This window comes from Paracoccus xiamenensis, from assembly GCF_011308835.1.
In the GTDB taxonomy this organism is placed as follows: domain Bacteria; phylum Pseudomonadota; class Alphaproteobacteria; order Rhodobacterales; family Rhodobacteraceae; genus Paracoccus; species Paracoccus xiamenensis.
On record NZ_JAAOHY010000002.1, the window covers coordinates 75,413 to 94,802 of the forward strand.

The 19,390-nt window shown below is 65.0% G+C and carries 12 protein-coding genes; 4 read left to right on the forward strand and 8 right to left on the reverse strand.

Annotation, left to right across the window (positions count from 1 at the left end):
- Nucleotides 1-43 precede the first annotated feature (43 nt).
- Nucleotides 44-805 (reverse strand): flagellar motor protein MotB, encoded by a 762-nt coding sequence (locus tag G7044_RS07165; protein WP_166327584.1) that lies wholly within the window; start codon nucleotides 803-805, stop codon nucleotides 44-46.
- A gap of 70 nt (nucleotides 806-875) precedes the next feature.
- Nucleotides 876-2,468 carry a GMC family oxidoreductase gene (locus G7044_RS07170; RefSeq protein ID WP_166327586.1) on the reverse strand — a complete coding sequence of 531 codons (1,593 nt, stop codon included), beginning with the start codon at nucleotides 2,466-2,468 and terminating at the stop codon, nucleotides 876-878.
- 181 nt (nucleotides 2,469-2,649) lie between these two features.
- Here G7044_RS07170 and G7044_RS07175 point away from each other — a divergent pair, with 181 nt between their 5' ends.
- From G7044_RS07175 to G7044_RS07190, 4 genes are read left to right on the forward strand one after another with little or no spacing between them, the layout of a single operon-like run.
- Nucleotides 2,650-3,333 (forward strand): paraquat-inducible protein A, encoded by a 684-nt coding sequence (locus tag G7044_RS07175; protein WP_166327588.1) that lies wholly within the window; start codon nucleotides 2,650-2,652, stop codon nucleotides 3,331-3,333.
- Complete coding sequence (locus G7044_RS07180) at nucleotides 3,330-4,034, forward strand: paraquat-inducible protein A (RefSeq protein WP_166327590.1); 705 nt, start codon at nucleotides 3,330-3,332, stop codon at nucleotides 4,032-4,034. The genes G7044_RS07175 and G7044_RS07180 overlap by 4 nt, the downstream gene beginning before the upstream one ends.
- On the forward strand, nucleotides 4,034-6,079 hold the full coding sequence (locus tag G7044_RS07185; RefSeq protein ID WP_166327592.1) for a PqiB family protein: 2,046 nt from the start codon (nucleotides 4,034-4,036) through the stop codon (nucleotides 6,077-6,079). Before G7044_RS07180 ends, G7044_RS07185 begins: the two co-directional genes overlap by 1 nt.
- A gap of 4 nt (nucleotides 6,080-6,083) precedes the next feature.
- Nucleotides 6,084-6,725, forward strand: coding sequence for a PqiC family protein (locus tag G7044_RS07190; RefSeq protein WP_166327594.1), 642 nt, complete (start codon nucleotides 6,084-6,086; stop codon nucleotides 6,723-6,725).
- A 3-nt stretch (nucleotides 6,726-6,728) separates the two neighbouring features.
- On the opposite strand, the gene G7044_RS07195 is transcribed toward G7044_RS07190, so the two are convergent.
- The 6 genes from G7044_RS07195 to G7044_RS07220 form a co-directional block, all read right to left on the reverse strand.
- Nucleotides 6,729-7,517 carry a 3'(2'),5'-bisphosphate nucleotidase CysQ gene (locus tag G7044_RS07195; RefSeq protein WP_166327596.1) on the reverse strand — a complete coding sequence of 263 codons (789 nt, stop codon included), beginning with the start codon at nucleotides 7,515-7,517 and terminating at the stop codon, nucleotides 6,729-6,731.
- Complete coding sequence (locus tag G7044_RS07200) at nucleotides 7,504-8,841, reverse strand: TldD/PmbA family protein (protein WP_166327598.1); 1,338 nt, start codon at nucleotides 8,839-8,841, stop codon at nucleotides 7,504-7,506. Before G7044_RS07200 ends, G7044_RS07195 begins: the two co-directional genes overlap by 14 nt.
- A gap of 102 nt (nucleotides 8,842-8,943) precedes the next feature.
- Nucleotides 8,944-10,695: a DUF2125 domain-containing protein gene (locus G7044_RS07205; protein ID WP_166327600.1), complete on the reverse strand. Its 1,752-nt coding sequence runs from the start codon at nucleotides 10,693-10,695 to the stop codon at nucleotides 8,944-8,946.
- Nucleotides 10,696-10,941: 246 nt separating this feature from the next.
- The gene (locus G7044_RS07210) at nucleotides 10,942-11,283 is read right to left on the reverse strand and encodes a DUF2853 family protein (protein WP_166327602.1); all 342 of its coding nucleotides are present in this window, start codon (nucleotides 11,281-11,283) and stop codon (nucleotides 10,942-10,944) included.
- 101 nt (nucleotides 11,284-11,384) lie between these two features.
- Nucleotides 11,385-17,414, reverse strand: coding sequence for a translocation/assembly module TamB domain-containing protein (locus G7044_RS07215; protein ID WP_166327604.1), 6,030 nt, complete (start codon nucleotides 17,412-17,414; stop codon nucleotides 11,385-11,387).
- Nucleotides 17,414-19,330, reverse strand: a complete 1,917-nt coding sequence (locus G7044_RS07220) for an autotransporter assembly complex protein TamA (RefSeq protein ID WP_166327606.1) — start codon at nucleotides 19,328-19,330, stop codon at nucleotides 17,414-17,416. The genes G7044_RS07215 and G7044_RS07220 overlap by 1 nt, the downstream gene beginning before the upstream one ends.
- Nucleotides 19,331-19,390: the final 60 nt, after the last annotated feature.

Below are 19,390 nucleotides of genomic sequence, written 5' to 3' on the forward strand. Positions count from 1 at the left end.
GACAATGTTTAAGATCGCCCTAACGTGTCCGGGTTCCGACGGGTTACTTCAGTAAAATTAGCTCGATACGGTTGTTCGACGGCGCGGCAGGGTTCGCGGGCTGGCTGCGTCGATCGGCATAGCCGGTCACCCGTTGGATACGCTTGGCCGGCAGGCTGGTGTTTTCCAACAGCTCACGCACCGCATCCGCACGCTGGTTCGACAGATCCCAGATCGGCGATCTGGCCAGCACGGCGGGATAGGAGCGGACATGCCCGGCAATTGCCACCTGATTGCGCGTCCGAGAGATGGCGCGGGCAACGATTTCTGCCAGTTGGCGCAAGGTGGGGGTCGGTGACGCAGTATCCTCGGTGAAAAGCGGCTCTTCCACCAGATCGCTGAGCTCGATCACCAAACCTTCATCGGTGACGCGCGTGACGACATGGCGCAAGATGTTCCGCTTCTGCATCGATTCCGCACCGATGCCCTGTAATTGGTTCTGGATATGGCTGTTCAGCGCTGCCAGCGGATCCTGTTCGGCCCGCACATCCTCCTCAGCCGGCTTGCCGCTTCCGTCGCCTTGATCGGCACCTTCGCTGCCTTGACCGGACTGCATCCGAACCACTGTGGGGCTGAAATAATCGGCCAGGCCCTGTCGCTGCTTCTCGGTGGTCGCGTTCAGCAGCCACATCAGCAGGAAAAAGGCCATCATCGCGGTCACGAAATCCGCATAGGCCACTTTCCAGGCGCCGCCGTGATGGCCGCCTTCTTCACTTATCGTGATCCGCTTGATCACGATCGGCGCATTGCCGCCACGCGTGGTCATGTCACCATCCATTCATCCGATGCACCCGGACAAAGGTCTAGCGCCGCTCGCCTAATTCCAAGTTAACAGATCAAATGCCACGCATTTCCCGCAGGATCATGTCGGCGGCCTTTTCAGCGATCATGATGGTCGGTGAGTTGGTGTTGCCTGACACGATGCGCGGCATGATCGATGCGTCAACGACCATCAGGTCGCCAATCCCCTTCACGTTCAATGCCGGGTCCACGACGGCCTCGGGGTCTGCGCCCATGCGCGCGGTACCCACGGGATGGAAGATGGTCGAGCCGATGCTGCCCGCAGCCTCGGCCAGTTCGGCATCACTGTCACCGCCCGGGCCTGGCCTGAATTCCTGCGGCTGATAGCGCGCCATCGGCTCGGCCGCCATGATCCGGCGGGTCAGCCGAATCGCATGAGCGGCTGTCACGCGGTCCGACTCGGCGCTCAGATAGTTGGGCGAGATTTCGGGCGCGGTCATCGGGTTGGCCGAGACGATATGCACGTGCCCCCGGCTGTCGGGCCGCAGCGGCACAACCGAGGCCGTGATCGCCGGGAAAGCATGCAGGGGCTCGCCAAAGGCATCCAGCGACAGCGGCTGAACGTGATATTCAAGGTCCGGCGTCGCCATGTCGGGGGTCGACCGCGCGAAGGCACCAAGCTGGCTGGGTGCCATGCTCATCGGGCCAGAGCGGTACAGCGCATATTCGGCGGCGATCCGCGCCTTGCCCAGCAGGCTGCCGGCCATCTGGTTCAACGTCTTCGCACCGCTGACGCGATAGGCGCAGCGGATCTGCAGATGATCCTGAAGGTTCTCGCCCACGGGGGCGTCGCGGATGACCTTGATCCCGTGGCTTTGCAACAATGCCGCCGGGCCGATCCCCGACAGGTGCAGGATCTGCGGCGACCCAACCGCGCCGGCGGACAGGATCACCTTGCGGCCCCGAATGGTCTGAACCTCGCCGTCGCGCAGGATCTCGACGCCGATGGCGCAACCGTCGCGGATCAGGATGCGACGCACATGGGAATGCGTTCGGACCTGCAGGTTCCGGCGTTTCAGCGCCGGGCGCAGGAAGGCCTTGGCGGCCGAGACGCGAAAGCCGCCGCGCTGGTTGACCTTGAAATAGCCCACGCCCTCGGCGTCGCCGGTGTTGAAATCGTCGACCTCGGGGATGCCGACCGTGGCGGCGGCGCGGGCGAAATCGTCCAGCACCTCCCAGCGGAGCCGCTGCTTTTCCACCCGCCACTCGCCACCGGCGCGGTGATGTTCGCTGTCACCGTCAAAGTAATCCTCGGATTTCAGGAAATAGGGGCGCACGTCGTCCCAGCCCCAGCCGGTGCAGCCCATCTGCCGCCAGCCGTCGTAATCCTGCGACTGCCCGCGCAGATACAACATCCCGTTGATAGAACTGCACCCACCCAGCACCCGGCCGCGCGGATAGACCAGCTCTCGCCCATGCAGGCCGGGCTGCGGCGCGGTGCGATAGCCCCAGTCGGTGCGCGGGTTGCCGATGCAGTAAAGATAGCCGACTGGGATATGGATCCACGGATAGTTGTCGCTGCCGCCTGCCTCCAGCAGCAGGACTCGTGTGCCGGGATCGGCCGAAAGGCGATTGGCCAGCACACAGCCCGCACTGCCTGCGCCGATGATGATAACGTCGTGATCCATGCGCACCCCCTCTTGCCATCGGATTGACGGGCAATGCAGCGGTCAAGGCAACCGTTTTCGTTAAATGGCGCGACAAATCGCGGTCTTCCGGGCCGTTGGTCGCGCAACGAAATTTCGTGATATGCTGGTCTTGCGTACGATCCGCCCTTGATGCGACCGCGTGCGGACGTATCTTTGCAGCATGTTGAGGCAGGATGCATATGATCTGACCACCGGCGCCGGGCTGATCGCCTGCCCGCGCTGCGATGCCCTGCATGTCGAGGAAGAGCTTTCTGTGGGCGAGACTGCCCGCTGCGTGCGCTGCGGGGGCGTGCTGGCGCGGCCGCAAAGCGGTGCGTTCACTCAGATCATCGCACTGGCTGTCACGACCATGGTGCTGGTTTTCGCCTCGGTGTTCTTTCCCTTCCTGGAAATCTCGCGCATGGGGTTAGGGCACGGAACCTCACTGTTCGGCGTGGCCATGGCGCTGGCGGATGGGGCAATGGCGCCGCTTGCGGTGGCGCTGCTGGGGCTGGTCGTCGGGCTGCCGGCGGTCCGGGCCCTTCTGCTGGTCTATACGCTGTGGCCACTGGCCCGAAAGCGCCCACCCTATCGCCATGCGGTCCGCGCCTTTCGGTTGTCTGAACAACTCAAGCCCTGGTCCATGGCCGAGATCTTCATCATCGGCACTGCCGTGGCGATGGTAAAGGTGGCCGGTCTGGCGACGATCAGCTTTGGCCCGGCCTTCTGGGCCTTCGTGGCGCTGATCTTCGTCAGCGTCGCCAATCGCAGCTTCATGTGCTCGACCACCATCTGGGACGCGCTGGAAGATGCCGGTGCCAGCACCGATGGCCGCGAGAAGGTCGAGGAAACCAAGCCAGCATGATCGATGCAACCAATGACGGCCCCGTCACCGACGCGCCAGACCACGACCCCGCAGCCTTCACGGACGGCCAAGGCGCGCCAATTCTGACCGCACATCGCGCCGGCTTGCTGGGTTGCCGCAGTTGCGGCCGGGTCTGGCCCGAGGATCACACCACCTGCGCGCGCTGCGGTGCCAAGCTGGTGCCACCGGACCGGCGCGGACTGGCGGCGGTCTGGGCCTGGCTGATCACCGGCATGATCTTCTATATCCCGGCAAACTTGTTGCCGATGATGACCACGCAGTCGCTGGGCCGCAGCACCGATTCCACCATCATCGGCGGCGTGCTGGTTCTGCTGGATCACGGTGACTGGTTCATCGGCGGCGTTGTCTTTGCTGCCTCGGTACTGGTGCCGGTGGGCAAGTTCATCGCCATCATCTGGCTGGCGCGCATGGCCGGAAAGCCGGCCACCGTCGAGGATGCCCACACCCGACTGCATATCTACGAAGTGGTCGAATTCATTGGCCGCTGGTCAATGATCGACGTGTTCGTGGTGGCCATCCTTGCCGCCCTGGTGCAGCTGGGCTTCGTGGCCGCCATCAAGCCAGGACCGGCCGCGGCGTCATTCGCCCTGTCAGTTGCATTTACCATGCTGTCAGCGCAAAGCTTCGATCCGCGACTGATCTGGCGCGGCCTGCCGCTGCATACCCGGAAAGACCATTAATGAGTGACAATAACAGCTTCCGCCCGGCCAGCCCGGCCAGACGTACTGCCACGCGCGCCGCTCAAGCAGGATTTTCACTGATCTGGCTGGTGCCGATCCTGGCGCTTGCGGTGACACTGGGCCTGACCTGGAACGCCTATTCAACTCGCGGAGAGCTGATCTCGGTCGAGTTCAAGGACGCAACCGGCATTACCCCCGGTGAGACAACGCTGAAGTTCCGAGAGATCACCGTGGGCGAGGTCGAAGCCGTCCGCTTCACCGAAGACCTGCGCAACGTTCTGGTCGAGATCCGGGTCGACAAGGACGTGATGCCCTATATCGACGCCGACGCCGAGTTCTGGATCGTCCGGCCGACAGTCTCTGCACAGGGGATTTCGCGCCTTGATACGGTGCTGTCGGGCGTCTTCATCGAAGGCTTCTGGGATTCCGAACGCGGCCCAAGGACCACGCAGTTCGTCGGCCTCGACAAGCCGACGCTGACACGCCTGGCGGGCGAGGGCACCCTGGTCACGCTGTCCTCTCCGGGCGCAAAGGGTCTGGCGGAGGGCGCGCCCATTACCTTCCGCGGGCTGGAGGTCGGCCGGATGCAGAACCTGCGGCTGTCGGAAACCGACGAATCTGTCCTGGCCGATGTCTTCATCGAGGCCCCGCATGACCAGCGACTGACCACCACCTCGGTCTTCTGGGACACGTCCGGCTTTTCGGTCTCGCTGGGGGCCAAAGGGCTGAGCTTGAATGTCGATTCGCTGTCAAAACTGGTGCAGGGCGGTGTGGCTTTCACCACCATGACAACCGGCGGCGACAAGGTGGAATCCGGGCACATCTACCGGCTGCAACCGGACGAGGAGACGGCCCGGACCAGCCTGTTCGGTTCGGCCGCCGAGGACGTGCGTCTGACGATGTTGGTGGACAACGACATTTCCGGGCTGGCCACCGATGCCGATGTGATGTTCGAGGGGCTGGTCGTCGGCCGCGTGACCGAACTTGGCGTCGATGTGGACGAAAACCGCCCCGAGGATGAACAGGTCCAGCAACGCGTGACCTTCGTCGTCGCACCGGGCCGGCTGGGGCTGCAACAGGGTGCAAGCCATGACGACGCGCTTCGCTTCTTGCAGGACCGCGTGGCCAAGGGGCTGCGGGCGCAGGTCGCCTCGGCAGGGTTTCTGGGCACCACGCTGGCGATCCAGCTGGTCGAAGAACCGCTGATGCCGCCGGCCACGCTGGACATCAACCAGCAACCCTATCCGATCATGCCCTCGATTCCGCCCGATATTTCAGATCTTGGCGGGTCGGCAGAGGGGCTGATGCAGCGGATCGGTAGCCTGAACATCGAAGAATTGCTGCAATCGGCAACCAATGCGCTTGACGCGATCACCAACGTCGCCGCGTCGCCCGATACTCAGGCGGTGCCCAAGGCACTGCGCGAAACGCTGGACGAAGCCCGCAGCGCCGCCGCCGACGTCAAGGCCATGACCGCCGAGCTGCGCGAAGCGAATGCCGCCGCCAACCTGTCGCGCCTGCTGGACGAGGCCGCATCGGCCGCCGAGGCGGTCAAGCTGGCCGCAGCCGACGTGCCGGCCATGGTCGAGGAAATCGACGCCACCGCCGCCAAAGTGGGCGAGATAGGCTTTGCCGAGATCTCGGCCGAGGCCGAGGGGATCCTTGCCGACCTGCGCGCCATGCTGGGCAGCGAGGACGCCGAACAGCTGCCGCGCAACCTGTCCGACACGCTGGAGGCGGCTTCGGGCCTGCTGAACGATTTGCGCGACGGCAATGCTGCGGGCAGCCTGAACGACGCCCTGGGTTCGGCCAAGATTGCCGCCGACGAGGTGGCAGTCGCCGCCCAGTCCTTGCCCGAGCTTTCGGCGCGCTTCCAGCGTCTGGCCGCGCGGGCCGAGGCCACCGTTGCCAGCTATGGCGACACGGGCGCCGTCAACCGCGAGGCGCGGGCGATGATTAACGAACTCAGCCGCGCCGCCGCCGCATTCGGGTCGCTGGCGCGGACCATCGAACGCAACCCTCGGGCCTTCATTCTGGGACGATAGTGACATGAACCGTTTCGCCTTCTGCCTTGCCCTGACGACAACCGCACTGGCTCTTGCCGCCTGTGGGAACGGTACCGGCACCGCCCGATACATCATCGACCCGCCCTCATCGCCGCAGATCACCGGCGACCAGCTTGGCGCGACCGAGCTGAAGACCGTTTCCCTGCCCGATTATGCGGCGGCCGATGCGATCGCGTGGCAGGATCCCGACGGATCCGTGCGCGCCAGCACCAAGGTGATCTGGGCCGACAAGCCCGAACGCGCCTTCACGGAAACGCTGGCGCGGACAATCTCGGAAATGTCGGGCGCATCGGTCATTTCCGAGCCCTGGCCGCTGGCCTCGCCGCCGCAGCACAAGCTGGATGTACGGGTGGAAAAGGCGCTGGCGTCCAACGATGGCTATTATCGGCTGAAGGGTCGTTATTTTCTGTCCACCGAGGGCAGCGGCACCGGCAACCACCACACCCGCAGCTTCGATATTGCCGTGCCGGTCGACCCCGAAAACCCGGCCGCAGTGTCGCAGGCGGCCGCGCAGGCGATCACGATGCTGGCCCAGCAGATCGCCTCGCTGGGTGGCGCGGGCACCACCATCGTCGCCACACGGCCGGGCAACGATCCCTATGCCGGGCTGCCGCCGCTGTTCTAGGCGTCAGATCCGGGGCAATCGCGCCAGCCGGTCGACCAATTGGCGGTGCAGCGCCGGGCCGGCGATCACCAGCCCGTCGACCCGCGCCTGCGCCGAGTTGAAGCGCATCGCAGCGCCGTGCATGTCGGTGACGGCACCGCCCGCGCGTTCAGCGATCAGGCTGCCGGCGGCAATGTCCCATTCCCATGCGGCGCGCAGGGACAGGGTGGCGTCAAAGCGGCCCTCGGCCACCAGACATAGCCGCCAGGCCAGCGAAGGCCGGAAATGGCGGCGGAATTGCGGCGGCTGACCGTCCTTCCAATAACCGGGTTCCAATACAGACCGGGATGTCAGCACATCCGCCTCGGGCAGGGTGGCGCCGCTGACATGGATGGGTTCGCCGTTCAGCGTCGCCGGGCCGTCGGCCGTGGCGGCATAGGTCAGACCCATCACCGGCAGGTGGACGACGGCGGCAACGATGCGGTCGCCCTCGGCCACGGCCAGCGAATGGGAAAACCCCTCCTGCCCGTCGATGAAGGCGCGGGTGCCGTCGATCGGGTCGATGATGAAACAATGCGCGGCGTCCAGCCGGGCCGGGTTGTCGGGACTTTCCTCGGACAGCCAGCCGTAATCGGGCCGCGCGCCCAGCAAGCGCTGGATCAGGAAGTCATTGACGGCCAGATCGGCCTCGGTCACCGGGCCGGCGCCGTGGTCCTTTTCCCAGATCTCCGGCTCTTGCCGCCAATAACGGCGGGCGATCTGCCCGGCGTCCTCGGCGGCGCGGATCAGCAGGTCCAGATCAGGCCCCGGCAACGGTCATCCCCTCGATCAGCAGGCTGGGCACGCGGATATTGCGCCAGTCGCGCGCGTCATTCGCCGGGGTCAGGCGCATCAGCATCTCGCGCAGGTTGCCGGCGATGGTGCATTCGTTGACGGGATGGCTGATCTTGCCGCCCTCGACCCAGAAACCCGAGGCGCCGCGCGAATAATCCCCGGTGGTCGGGTTGATCGACGCCCCCAGAAGCGAGGTCACCACCAGCCCTCGCCCCATCTGGCCGATCAGGTCATCGCGGCTGTGGGTGCCCTCGGTCATCACGATATTCGACACACCGGGCGAAGGCGACGAACCCAGCCCCCGAACCGCGCTGGCGGTGCTGTCCAGCCCCAGCTTGCGCGCGGTCGCGAGGTCCAGAAACCAGCCGCGCAGGATGCCATCGGCGACGATATCGCGCGGCTGGGTCGCCAGCCCTTCGCCGTCGAACACACGAGAGGCCGACATGCGCGGCAAATGCGGGTTTTCGTGCAGTGTGATGCCGTCGGGCAGCACCTGCATATCCATCGCGTCGCGCAACCAGCTGGAGCCGCGGACGATGGCGCTGCCATTCACCGCCGCCAGCAGATGCCCGATCAACCCCGAGGATATGCGTTCATCGTAAAGGATCGGGAAGGCCCCGGTCGGCGGCTTGACCGCGCCCGCCCGCGCCACCGCGCGTTCGCCGGCCAGCAGGCCGATTTCTTCGGGCGTGGGCATGTCGCTGGCCCAGATCCGGCCCTCGCCGGCATGGTCCCGTTCCATCCGCAGCCCGGTCCCGCTGATCGCCGTGCAGCTAAGCCCGTGCTGGCTGCGCCGATGCCCGCCTTCGAACCCGTTGCTCAGCGCCAGCCAGCTTTCGCGCTCGGAATAACTGGCGCTGGCACCCTCGACGGTGCTGATGCCGGCAACCGACAGCGCCGCCGCCTCGGCCGCCATGGCGCGGTCTTCCAGCGTCTGGGGGTCAGGCTCGGCACCCGGATCGAACAGTTCCAGCGCGGACGCGTCGCGGTCGCGCGCAAGCTGGTCAGGATCAGCCAACCCAAGGCTGTCATCGACCGGCGCGCTGCGCGCCATCGCCACCGCCCGGCGGGCCATGGTCTGAATGGTTTCGAGGCTGTGGTCGGCGCCTGAGACATTCGCCTGCCGGCCGCCGATCAACACCCGCAACCCGATCTCGATCCCCTCGGCGCGTTCGGCATGTTCCAGCCGCCCGCCGCGCACGTCTATGCCAGTGGCCGAAGCGCGAAGGGCCAGGGCCTCGGCCTCGTCAGCGCCGGCATCGCGCGCGGCCTGCAGCATCGCATGGGTCAGGGATTTCAGCATGGCGGTCCTTGCGAAAAGGGGCCGCTTCGCATGCTGGCCCTGAATGAATACGGGCCGCCACGACGATGCGGGCGGCCCGGTCGTGTCGATCTGAGGATCGTTTTACTTCACCTGCTGGCCATTGGCAAAGATCTGGCCTTGCTCATTGAACTCCAGTTCGGTGGTCAGAACCTCGGGGTTCTGCGCGTCCGGCTTGCTGAACATTTGCAGCATCATCTTGACACCCATCATCTGTTCAGCCGGGACCAGACCGGCCGCGCCCAGCTTGTCCAGCAGCGCGTTGACGCCCTCGAACCGGCCCGAGATGGTGCCGACCGGTGTTTCCATGTCGCCCTGTTCCGGCGCGGCCAGCTTGCCGGTCACCTCGGCCTTGGCACCCATAAGATCCAGCGCCACCTTGTTGATGGTCAGGTCGCGCAAATCAGCTGGCGGCGCCATCATTTCTTCCATGAGGGCGTTGCGCTCCTCCTCGGACAGGTTCGGGTCTTCCAGCTTCTCGGCCGTATCCAGCGAGGCGGTGTCGAAGAAGTCGCGCAGCACTTTGACCGAGCCGGCAAGATCCAGGTCGAGGCTGGCCGGGTCACGCGGCAGCGCGCCCTGCGGATCGAACAGCCCCCACACGCCGTCGGTCAGCGTCACATCGTCCAGCTTGTAGGTCACCGCGAAATCCTGCGCCTGCTCGGCCATGGCAATCGGGAAGTCGACGTTGAAGCTGGCACTGCCGACACCATAGCCGACCGGAACCGGCAGATCCGGGATGGTCATTTCGGCATTGGTTGCACCCCCGGTCCCGGCATAGCTGATGCGGGACTGGTCCATGGCAAAGGTCACCGCGCTTTCGGCGCCATCGAATTTCATCGTCACCGGGCGGGTCTGGCCCTCTTCGTCCTTGGTGACCATGTCCAGGTTGCCGGTCACGCTTGCGATCTTCAGATCGCCCTTGACCGTCATGCCGGCCTTCAGCATCTCGGTCAGGTTATCAGAACCCACAGAATAACCGGCCGGCGTCCCGGTATCGCTGTTGATGCCAACGCCGTTCAGCACAAACTGGCCCTTGCCGGATTCACCGTCATCGCCGGTGATATCGAGGTTAAAGGTGATGCTGTCGGTGGTGGCCGATTGCACGATCTTCTGCGCGTCGGTCCCTTCAATTCGATCGCTGCCCTTCAGGTTGGCGAAGGCGATCGTTGCCGGGTTTTCGATGATCTTGCCGTCGTCCAGTTCGATCTGGGCCACGGTCACGTCCAGCTTCGGCAGCAGATAGTCATAGACCATGGCGTCGCCGTCCTCGCGGATGGTGATGTCCTCATCCGCGATCTGGGCGTTGAGGGTGATCTTGCGCGGCTCGGCGCTATCATGCGCGGCCATGGCGGCCTCAGCATCCGCAGCCGCATCCGCAGCGTCGGCCATTGCCTCGTCGGCTGCGGCGGCATCACCTTCGGTCGCCGCATCGGCAGCATCGGCCGCCTGCCCGGCGGCTTCGGCGGCGCTGTCTGCTGCATCTGCCGGGGCCTCCATGGCGGCTTCTTCGGCCGGGTCGGTTTCGGGCAATTCCACCGTCACCGTCAGCTCATCCGCCATATCCATGCGCACAGCGCCGTCACCGGTCGCGGTAAAGACGACATCGCCCATATCGACACGGGTTTCGGCGCCTTCGGCCTGCTGGTGCAGCACCAGATCGTTCACGGTCAGTGTATCGCCGGCCTCATCGACGCTGGCGGTTTCGACCGTCAGCCCATAGCGGTCGTAATAGGCGTTCAGGTTTTCCCAGACCGATTTCGGCGTAACTTCCGCCAGCGCGGGCGTCGCGGCGAGGATCATGCCAATGGCGGTGGCGGAGGTCAGTCTTTTCATAAATATCACCTTGTGCACGGTATCAGAACGTGAGGGCCTGATCGCTAACGCGCGAGATCGTAATGCGGTGCCGAAACTTCGTCCAGAAATGTAATGAGGGTTTACACTCACGGCCGGGAAGTTTTACGTGATCGGCCGCAAGGGCCTGATCAGGCGCCTTTTTTGCGCGCGCCAACGGATTGCTGCAAACACGAAAAAACCCGCCGCTGGGATGCGGCGGGTTTTTATGCGGCAAAACATCAACCGTCAGGCGTAGACGGCTTCCTTGCCGAAATGCTTGGTCAGCATGTAATAGACGACCGCCCGGTATTTGTTGCGATTGGCGCTGCCATAATCGGCCATGACCTTGCCAATCGCCTCGTGCAGGGCCGGCCCATCCGGCAGGCCCAACTTCTTCATCAGGAAGTTGTTCTTGACCCGGTCCAGTTCAGCCGCATCGCTGCCTGCGACGGTTTCGCTATCGGCATTATAGATCGACGGGCCGCAGCCGATCACCACCTTGGTCAGCAGATCCATGTCGGCGGCGACACCCAGCTTGTCCTTCATGTCGGCGGCGTATTTCGCGATCAGATCGTCACGCTTGCTCATTCATCGTCTCCCTGCGGTTCCGCGACTGATCTTCGTCAATCGCCCCCGCAGCCTAGAGGCGTGGAATCCATCCGTAAAGTTCTGCGATCGTCACAGCCGGCTCAATAGTCCTTTTCGAACACCACGCCAAAGCTGGTCTCGCCGTCGCTCGCGACAGAACCGCGCGCCGTCATCGCCTTCGTCACGTCGAGATTGAGGTTGATCTGGGTCTGGCCTTCGTCGTCCAGCTCGACATCGGTATAGACGTTGCGCGTCAGGTATTTTCCGGCGCGCACGGCAACACTGCCGTCGTCGTCAATGGTCATGTCCAGATCGTCAAGGCCGGTCGCCTCGCGGATATTGCCGATCACGCCGATACCGCCCCGCCCGGCAAGCACCGCAAGCGCATTGGCAAGCTGGGCTGCCTGAAGCGGGCTGATCTGGTCCAACCCGCGCCCGAACAGCAGATAGGACAGCACCTCTTCCTCGGGCAGTTCGGGGTCGGATTCGAACGTGATGTCCGGTTCGCGCAGGTCGCCGTCGATGATGATGCGGATGGTGATGTCGTCTTCGGTATGGATGGCGACCAGTCGCAGCACCGGCACCAGACTGCCCTGCAACTCGATCAGGCCCTCGAACAGGTCGAAACGCTTGCCCAGCAGGTCGACCCGGCCACGGATCAGCGAGAGGTGCCCGATCGGGATGGGCGCGCGCGCGTTGCCGGTCAGGCGCATGTCGCCGCCCAGTTCGGCATCGACACCACGGCCGCGCACGAAGATCTGGTTCGGGGCGTTGATCGTCAGATCAAAGCGTGCCGGATTGGCGGGAGGTGTGGCCGCAGGTCCGGCCAGCCCGGCGGCCTGTGCGGCGGCGCTGCCATAAGGCTCCAACCCAGCGCGCGCGCGGGTGGCGGCGGCGCGCCAGTCATCGCCGACATGGATGATGTCGGGGATCGCCTTCGCCCCGCCCAGCCCGGTCGAGGGGATGCGGAATTCGGCCTCGATGATGTTGATGGTGCCGCTGACCAGCGGCCCGTCCGCAGCCCGCCCGCTGATCGAGACGGTGCCGTCGGCGGTCAGTTCATACAGGGACGGGTCGCGCAGCACGGCGCGATTCAGCCGCGCCGTCAGGTCCAGAACCGGACTGCCGCTGCGCAGGTCGATGCTGCCATCCACCGCAACAGAGCCGCCGCTGCCGACATTGCCGTCGATATCCACCCCGATTGCGCCACGGTCAAGCTGCGCGGCAAGGTTCAGATCCTCGACCGTCAGGCCCAGCCGTGGCTCTGCCAGACGGGCATCGCGAACGTTCAACGTGCCGCTGATCGCCTCCAGCCCCGGCGTGCCTTGCATGCGCAGGTCGAAATCCACCGGCCCCTCGATGCTGCGGGTGCGCAGCAGCGGATTGGCCACGGCGGCATCGCTGACGCCTGACAGGCGCAGATCGGTCGCCTCGCCCGCCAGCGTACCCGACACCTGCGCGCGGGTGCCGCCGGGCGCGGTGATGGCAATGTCCAGATCGTTGCGGCCCTCAGCCTGCCGCAAGGTGCCGGTTGCCTGGGCGGGACCGTCAAGGCCCGGCACCAGCACCCCCAGATCCGCCAGCCGGGCGTCGATGTTCAGCGCCTCGGCAGGGTTGCCGTCGGCCAGAACCTGCACCTGCGGGTTACGAGCGTCCAGCCGTTCCAGCACGATACCCTGCGGGCCCTGCACGGCGGCAAGCTGGAAACGGGTCTGCCCGCCCAGCAACCCGTCAACGCGGGGATTGCCAATACCAAGCCCGTTGGCGCTGCCTTCGGCGGTGATGCGGCGCTGTCCGTCGGGCAGGTCGACCACCTGCGCCGCGCCGTTCAGGCTGCCTTGCAGGTTGTCGGTGACAAAGCCGAGACTGGCCGCCTCCAGCTCGGCGCGCAGATCGGTCTGCCCGGCGCCGTAAGTGCCCGAGGCGGTGGCCGTGATCTGCCCGTTCTCGGCGCGCGCTTCCTCCAGCCGGATCAGCGCGCCGGCACGGGTGCCACGGGCAACGAAAGTCGTGTCGCCGCGCAGCGCACTGTTCAGCTGCGCCGAGCCAGCCGAGATATTCGTGCCGGTGCCGGTCACGTCGAAATGCGTCAACCCGCCCTGATCGCGCAGCTTGACCGCGGCCTGAACCGCGCCGCCATAGCCTTCGCCAAGGAAAGCAAGGTCGCGACTGATCGCCTGCGCGTCGAAATTCGTCTGCCCGCCGCCGATGACACCCTGACCGTCAACCTGCACCTGCGGGTTTTCGGCCTGCATCCGGGTAATGGTGAAGCGGCCGCCATCCTGTACCGCCTGCACCGCCAGCCGGGTTTCGCCCGCCAGCGCCGCGTCGGCCTGCGCATTGCCGACCTGAAGCCCTTGCGCGGTGCCGGTTACATCAAAGCTGCGGCCCTCGGCCCCATCGGCGATATTGACCTGCGCATCCAGCGCCCCGCCAAAGCCGCGCCCCAGAAAGCCCAGATCGCCCGCGCGCAGGGTCGCTTCCAGATCGGTCTGCCCGGTCCCCAATACGCCAGAGGCATTCGCCGCCAGTTGCGGATGGTCGATCTGCGCCTGCTCGATGGTGATCAGCTCGCCCTTCTGGCTGCCCCGCGCCTGAATCCGTGCCTCACCCTGCAAGGCGCGGTCTGCGCCGGCCTGATTCAGGGCCAGATCGGTCGCGGTGCCGGTCAGGGTGAAATTGCGCCCGCCCTGCCCGTCATCGGTCAGCGTGGCATCGGCATTCATCGCGCCAGAGGCACCCAGCCCGAAATCGGCCAGATCGCCCAGCCGCAATTCGGCCCGCGCATCTGTCCCGGTGGGCGCGATCACGCCAGAGGCGCGGATCTGGTTCTGCTCGGACAGAAGATCTGCCTTTTCAATCGTATAGGTACCGTCGCGTTCCACCGCCGAGATGTCGATCTGGCTGCGACCATTCTCGCCCTGAAGCCCGACCTGCCCCAGCGCAAGGTTGTCACCTTCGCCGGTCACGGTCAGGCGGCGCGAACCATCGCCAGTATCGGCAAAGCGGGCATCCACATCCAGCGCGCCCTGCAAGCCCAGCCCCAGCGAGGCCAGGTCACGGACCACGATATCGGCCGTCGCATCGGTGCGATCGTCACCGATATCGCCCTCGGCCGCGATGTTCAGCTGGTCATTGACGACATTCGCCCGCTCAACATGAATGGCGCCGGTGCTGGCCTGTTCGGCCACGATATCCAGCGTGGTCGTGCCGGTCAGTGCGGCATCGGCCTGCGCCTGTCCCAGCCGGATATTCTGGCCGGTGCCGGCGATCTCGACACGGCGGGTGCCGGCGTCATCCGTGCTGACGGTCGCCGTCGCATCCAACGTGCCCTGCCAGCCGCGCCCCAACAACGACAGATCCTGAAGCTGGGCTGCCGCCTGCCCGTCAATCGCCGTGCCCTTGATCCGGGCCGAGGCGTTCGCCGTCATCTGCGGGTTGCGGATATCGACGGATTTCACCTCGATCGTGCCATCGGGGGCCTGTTCGGCAAGCAGCGTGATATCGGTCTGACCCGACAGCGCGCCATCGGCATTGACCTGACCCAGCGCGATATTCTGGCCGACCGCGTCGACGCGCAGGTTGCGGGTGCCGCCCGGCCCCTCGGTCAGGATCGCATCGGTGCTAAGCGCGCCCTGCCAGTTCGCCGCCAGCGCGCCCAGTGTGCCAATCTCTGCATGGGCGTTGAGGTTGGTCCCAGAGCTCGACATCGCGCCGCTTGCCGTCGCCACGATCTGACCGTTCTCGGCCCGCGCCTCGGTGATGTTCAGCAGATCGCCCTTTTGCTGGGCGTTCACGGTCAGCCGCGTCTCTCCGCGCAGGGCATTGTCGGCCTGCGCCTGCCCGACCGACAGATCGGTGCCGGTGCCGGTTACGGTAATATTACGGGTATCGGCGTCGGTCTGGATCTGGGCGGTGGCATTCAGCAAGCCGCCGAAATTCTCGCCCAAGGCGGCCAGATCGCTGAAGTTCAGGTCAAACCGCGCATCGACGTCACTGCCGGCGATGCTGCCGGCGCCGTCCAGCACAAGCTGCGGGTTCTTCAGTTCCAGCGCGGTCAGGTTGAAGCTGCCATCGGCCTGTTCCTGCACGGTGGCCGTCAGGTCGGACTGGCCTGCAAAGGCACCATCCAGCGCCGCAATACCCGTCTTCAGCCCCGTCGCCTGACCGTTCAGCGCCACCTGCCGCCCGCCGGGCGTGCCGGTCAGACGCGCCTGCGCGGTCAGTGCGCCTTCGAATGCGGGGTCGATATCGGCCAGCGTCGGCATGTTGAAATTGGCGGTCAGATCGACATTGTCGTCGGTCAGGTTGCCGTTCGCTGTCAAACTGATGCGCTGCGCATTGACCGCCAGTTCGCGCAGTTCGGTTCCGTCCTCGGTCCGCCCGGCCGAGATGTCGATGGTCGATTGCCCGGCCAGCAGCCGGTCCATCCGCGGGTCGTCCACTGTCAGGTCGGTGCCGGTCACCCTGCCCTCGACATCGAAGGCACCGGTCAGCACCTGAAAATAACCCGCCAGATCAGCCTGCGCGCGCCCGGAAAGCTGCCGTCCGGCAAGTTCCGACAGGTTCGACAGATCGTCATGCCGCGCAATCAGCTGCGCCGTCGACAGCACGATCCCCGAACTGAGCCCGTCTGCCGTCAGTTCGCCTTCAAGCCCGTAATCCTTGCCCGAAATCTGCATTCCGGTCAGCGCCAGCACCTGCCCCGGCGTGAATTCGAACGAGGTCGACCCGGAGATACTATCCCCAATCACCTTCTGCAGCCGTTCGCTGACAAGCTGGATGCCGCTGGCATCAAAGCTGAAGGTGCCGGTATCCTGTGCCAGCGCGCCGCCCTCGGTTCGGGCGATCCGGCCCTGGCCGTCCAGATCCAGCCGGTCGACGCGGGTGCCTTCGCGGTCGATCTCGGCCAGCCAGCCCTTCAGGGTCCAGTCCGGCCCCTGTGCGGTGTCCAGACCGACCGCCAGATTGCCCGACAGCACGGTGACCGGCGGATCGACAAAGGGGATCTTCACCGGCAGGGTTTCAGCCCCGGCCTGCTGTCCGAAGTCGACATTCAGATCCACCAGTTCGGGCGCATTTTGTGCGTTCACCACCAGCCGGCCGTCGATCTTCAGCGCATCGGTGTCGAGGCTGAGCGATTCAATATCCAGCCGCCCGCTGTCACCGCGCCAGCCCTTGGCGAGGATCTGGGTGCTGGTGCCGAAGAATTCGCGGTTCTGCGGCGGCAGCAGCGTCGACAGGTCGCCACCGATCTGCAGATCAAAGCTGTTGCCGTCGGTTCCGTCAGCACCCTGCGCACCATTCAGCACCAGACTGCCGGTCACCCGGTCGACGCCATCGGTGGCCAGCTGGATCTCGCCCGAAAATTCATCCAGCGGACCAGAGCCCTTGATGGTCGCCGCCACCGCCGGGCGGCCCTCGATCCGGGCGATGCGGCTGAAAATGCCGTTCGGATCCTCGTCCAGGGTCAGATCGATATTCAGCACCCGGCTGTCATTGTCGAAGCCGCCCTTGAAGATGAAATCGCCCTTCTTGCCGTCGGTGCGGGCAATGACGACATCCGCCGTGCCTTCGCCGCCTTCCAGCGACATCGCCCCGGTGACGGAAATTTCGGCATCCTCGCCGATCACCGGACTGCCCAGCACGACGCGCGGGGCAGAGATCTGTTCGATATTAATCCCCACCGGAAGCTCGGGCAGGTTGAAGCTGCGGGCCTCGGCGCTGGCGGCCTCAGGCTCTTCTTCCTCGGATTGGGGCAGTCGCGGGATCTCGATCAGCGCGGCGCTGAGTTCGCCGACCTGAACGCGTCCACGCAACAGGGCCGAGCGCGTCCACTGGATCGCGCCGTCATGCAGGACCAGCCATGCGCCTTCCTCATCGGAAATGGTGATGCGTTGGAACGTCGCGCGCGAAGACAGCGCGCCTTCGAAACCGTCGATTTGCACATCGCGACCGGCACCCGACAGCCGGCTTTGCAGGAAGCGGGTCAGGAAACCCTTGTCGTCCTCGGCCTCCAGCGCCATTTGCGCAATCGAGGCGTCGTCCTCGGTCTCCTCCTGCGCGGGGGCGGGACCGGCAAGCGGCAGCATGATGGCCAGCGACAGAAGAAGAAGGATACGCCGCAACATCAGAACGCCTGCCCCAGACCAAGATACAGTTGAACCCGGCTGGAATCGTCGTCGCTCGGGTTGATGGGGGTGGCAACGTCCAGCCGGATCGGCCCGATCGGCGTGTCATAGCGCACGCCCACGCCTGCACCGGCCTGCCACAGGGAATTACCTTGCCAGGCTGCGTCGTCCCAGATCTTCGCCGCATCGACAAAGACCACCGCCCCGATCTTCGGCCGGACCTGATAGCGGCCCTCAAGGCTGACATTCACCACGCTTTGGCCGCCGACATAGGCCTCCTCGTCAGTTCCCTCCAGTGGGATATCGAAGCCCAGCGATTCATAGGAATGGCCGCGCACGCTGCCGCCGCCGCCTTCGAGGAACAGGTAATCGCGCTGTATATCAAGGATGTCAGGCCCGATCACGGTGCCTGCACGCCCACGGGCGGCGAAGGTCAGCTTGTCGTCCTGCAACATGCTGCGATAGATGCGCCCCTCGCCCAGAATCTGCGCGCCAGAGCCGGTATCATCCAACCCGAGAAAAGGGGTGAACCCGCCCGACAGCCAGTATCCCCTTTTGGCATTATAGCTGTCGTCGCGACGGTCCCAGGTGACCGAAGACGGCAAAGAGATGGTACTGAAGTCGATATAGCCGTTGCCGTAATTCACCCGCGAACGCTCAAACCTCAGGGCGATATCGGCAGTCAGTCTTTCACTGCGATAATAATTGAAGCCGAGGGCAAAGGCGGCGCTTTTTTCATAGTATTCCGGCTCGTTCTCCTCCTCCAGATCGAGATCGAGATAGCCGGTGACATCAGGGTGCAACGTCGCCGGCCGATCCAGCCGCATCCCGAACGAATAGTCACGCACATCGGAATCGGCCTTGATATCGCTGACCTCGGCATCGACGCGGAAGCGTTCGCCCCCGCCCAGCAGGTTGCGATGCAACCAATAGGCCGAGACCATGCCGCCATCCGTGGTCGAGAATTCAAACGCCGCCCCGATCCGGCGCGGCTTCTGTTCCACCACGGTCAGACCCACATCCATCGAATTGTCGGGATTCAGCGTCTCTGCCTCGACCAGTGTGATGGCCGAGAAAATCCCTGTACGACGCAGGCGCTTGCGCACCTGTTCCAGCTTTTCCGGGTCGAAGCTTTCTCCTTCAGGAAAGCCCGCGATCTTCAGCAGCCGCCGGGTCGACAGGCGCTGGTTCCCGGTCGTTTGCATCTTGCCGAAGGTCACCGGCGGCCCCGGATTCAGCACGATATTCGATTCCAGCATCGAGACATTGTGGTCTGCAATGATTTCCTGCGCGGCGACTTTGGCCTTGGCATGGCTGTCATCGCGCCAGTCGCTGATCGCGGTCGAAGCGGCGCGCTTGATGACCCCGGTGCCGGCGATCTGGCCGACGCCGTAAGGCTCGATCGGGCGGGTGCCGGGGGCGAGCTGGCCGATATCGGCGCGGGCATAGCGGAATTGCGGCCCCGGATCGACCGAGACAACGACACGGCCGACATAGCGCGGCGCGTCCAGCGGTGCGATTTCAGCCGCTTCGACGCCGTCCAGCGTGATGTTGATGATGGTCGAGAAATACCCCTCGTCATACATCACACCCAACACACGGGCGTAATCCCCGCGCGCGGCGGCCAGAACGTCCTGACCGGTGGCGCGATCCTCGGCCAGGGCAGCCGCCACCAGCGAGGCATTGCGCAACAGATCCGACAGTTCCTCGGGGCCGTTTACGACGACGAAATCCAACTCGACCGGCGGGCCAAGAACCTCTCCGTCTTCGGTGGTGACCGGCTTCTCGCTGCGGTCGAAAAGCCGCTTCAACCCCGCAAACGGGTTGGACGATGACGCCGATTGTGCCGCCGCCTGCACGACCACCGCGGTCGCCAGCCCCATGGCGATGATGGCAACCTTTGCGGCTTGCTTCATCCCTGCCCCTCTTGCCCCTGTGAGGCGAGTTTTGCAGCATCGGGTCGGAAAATCCAGCGG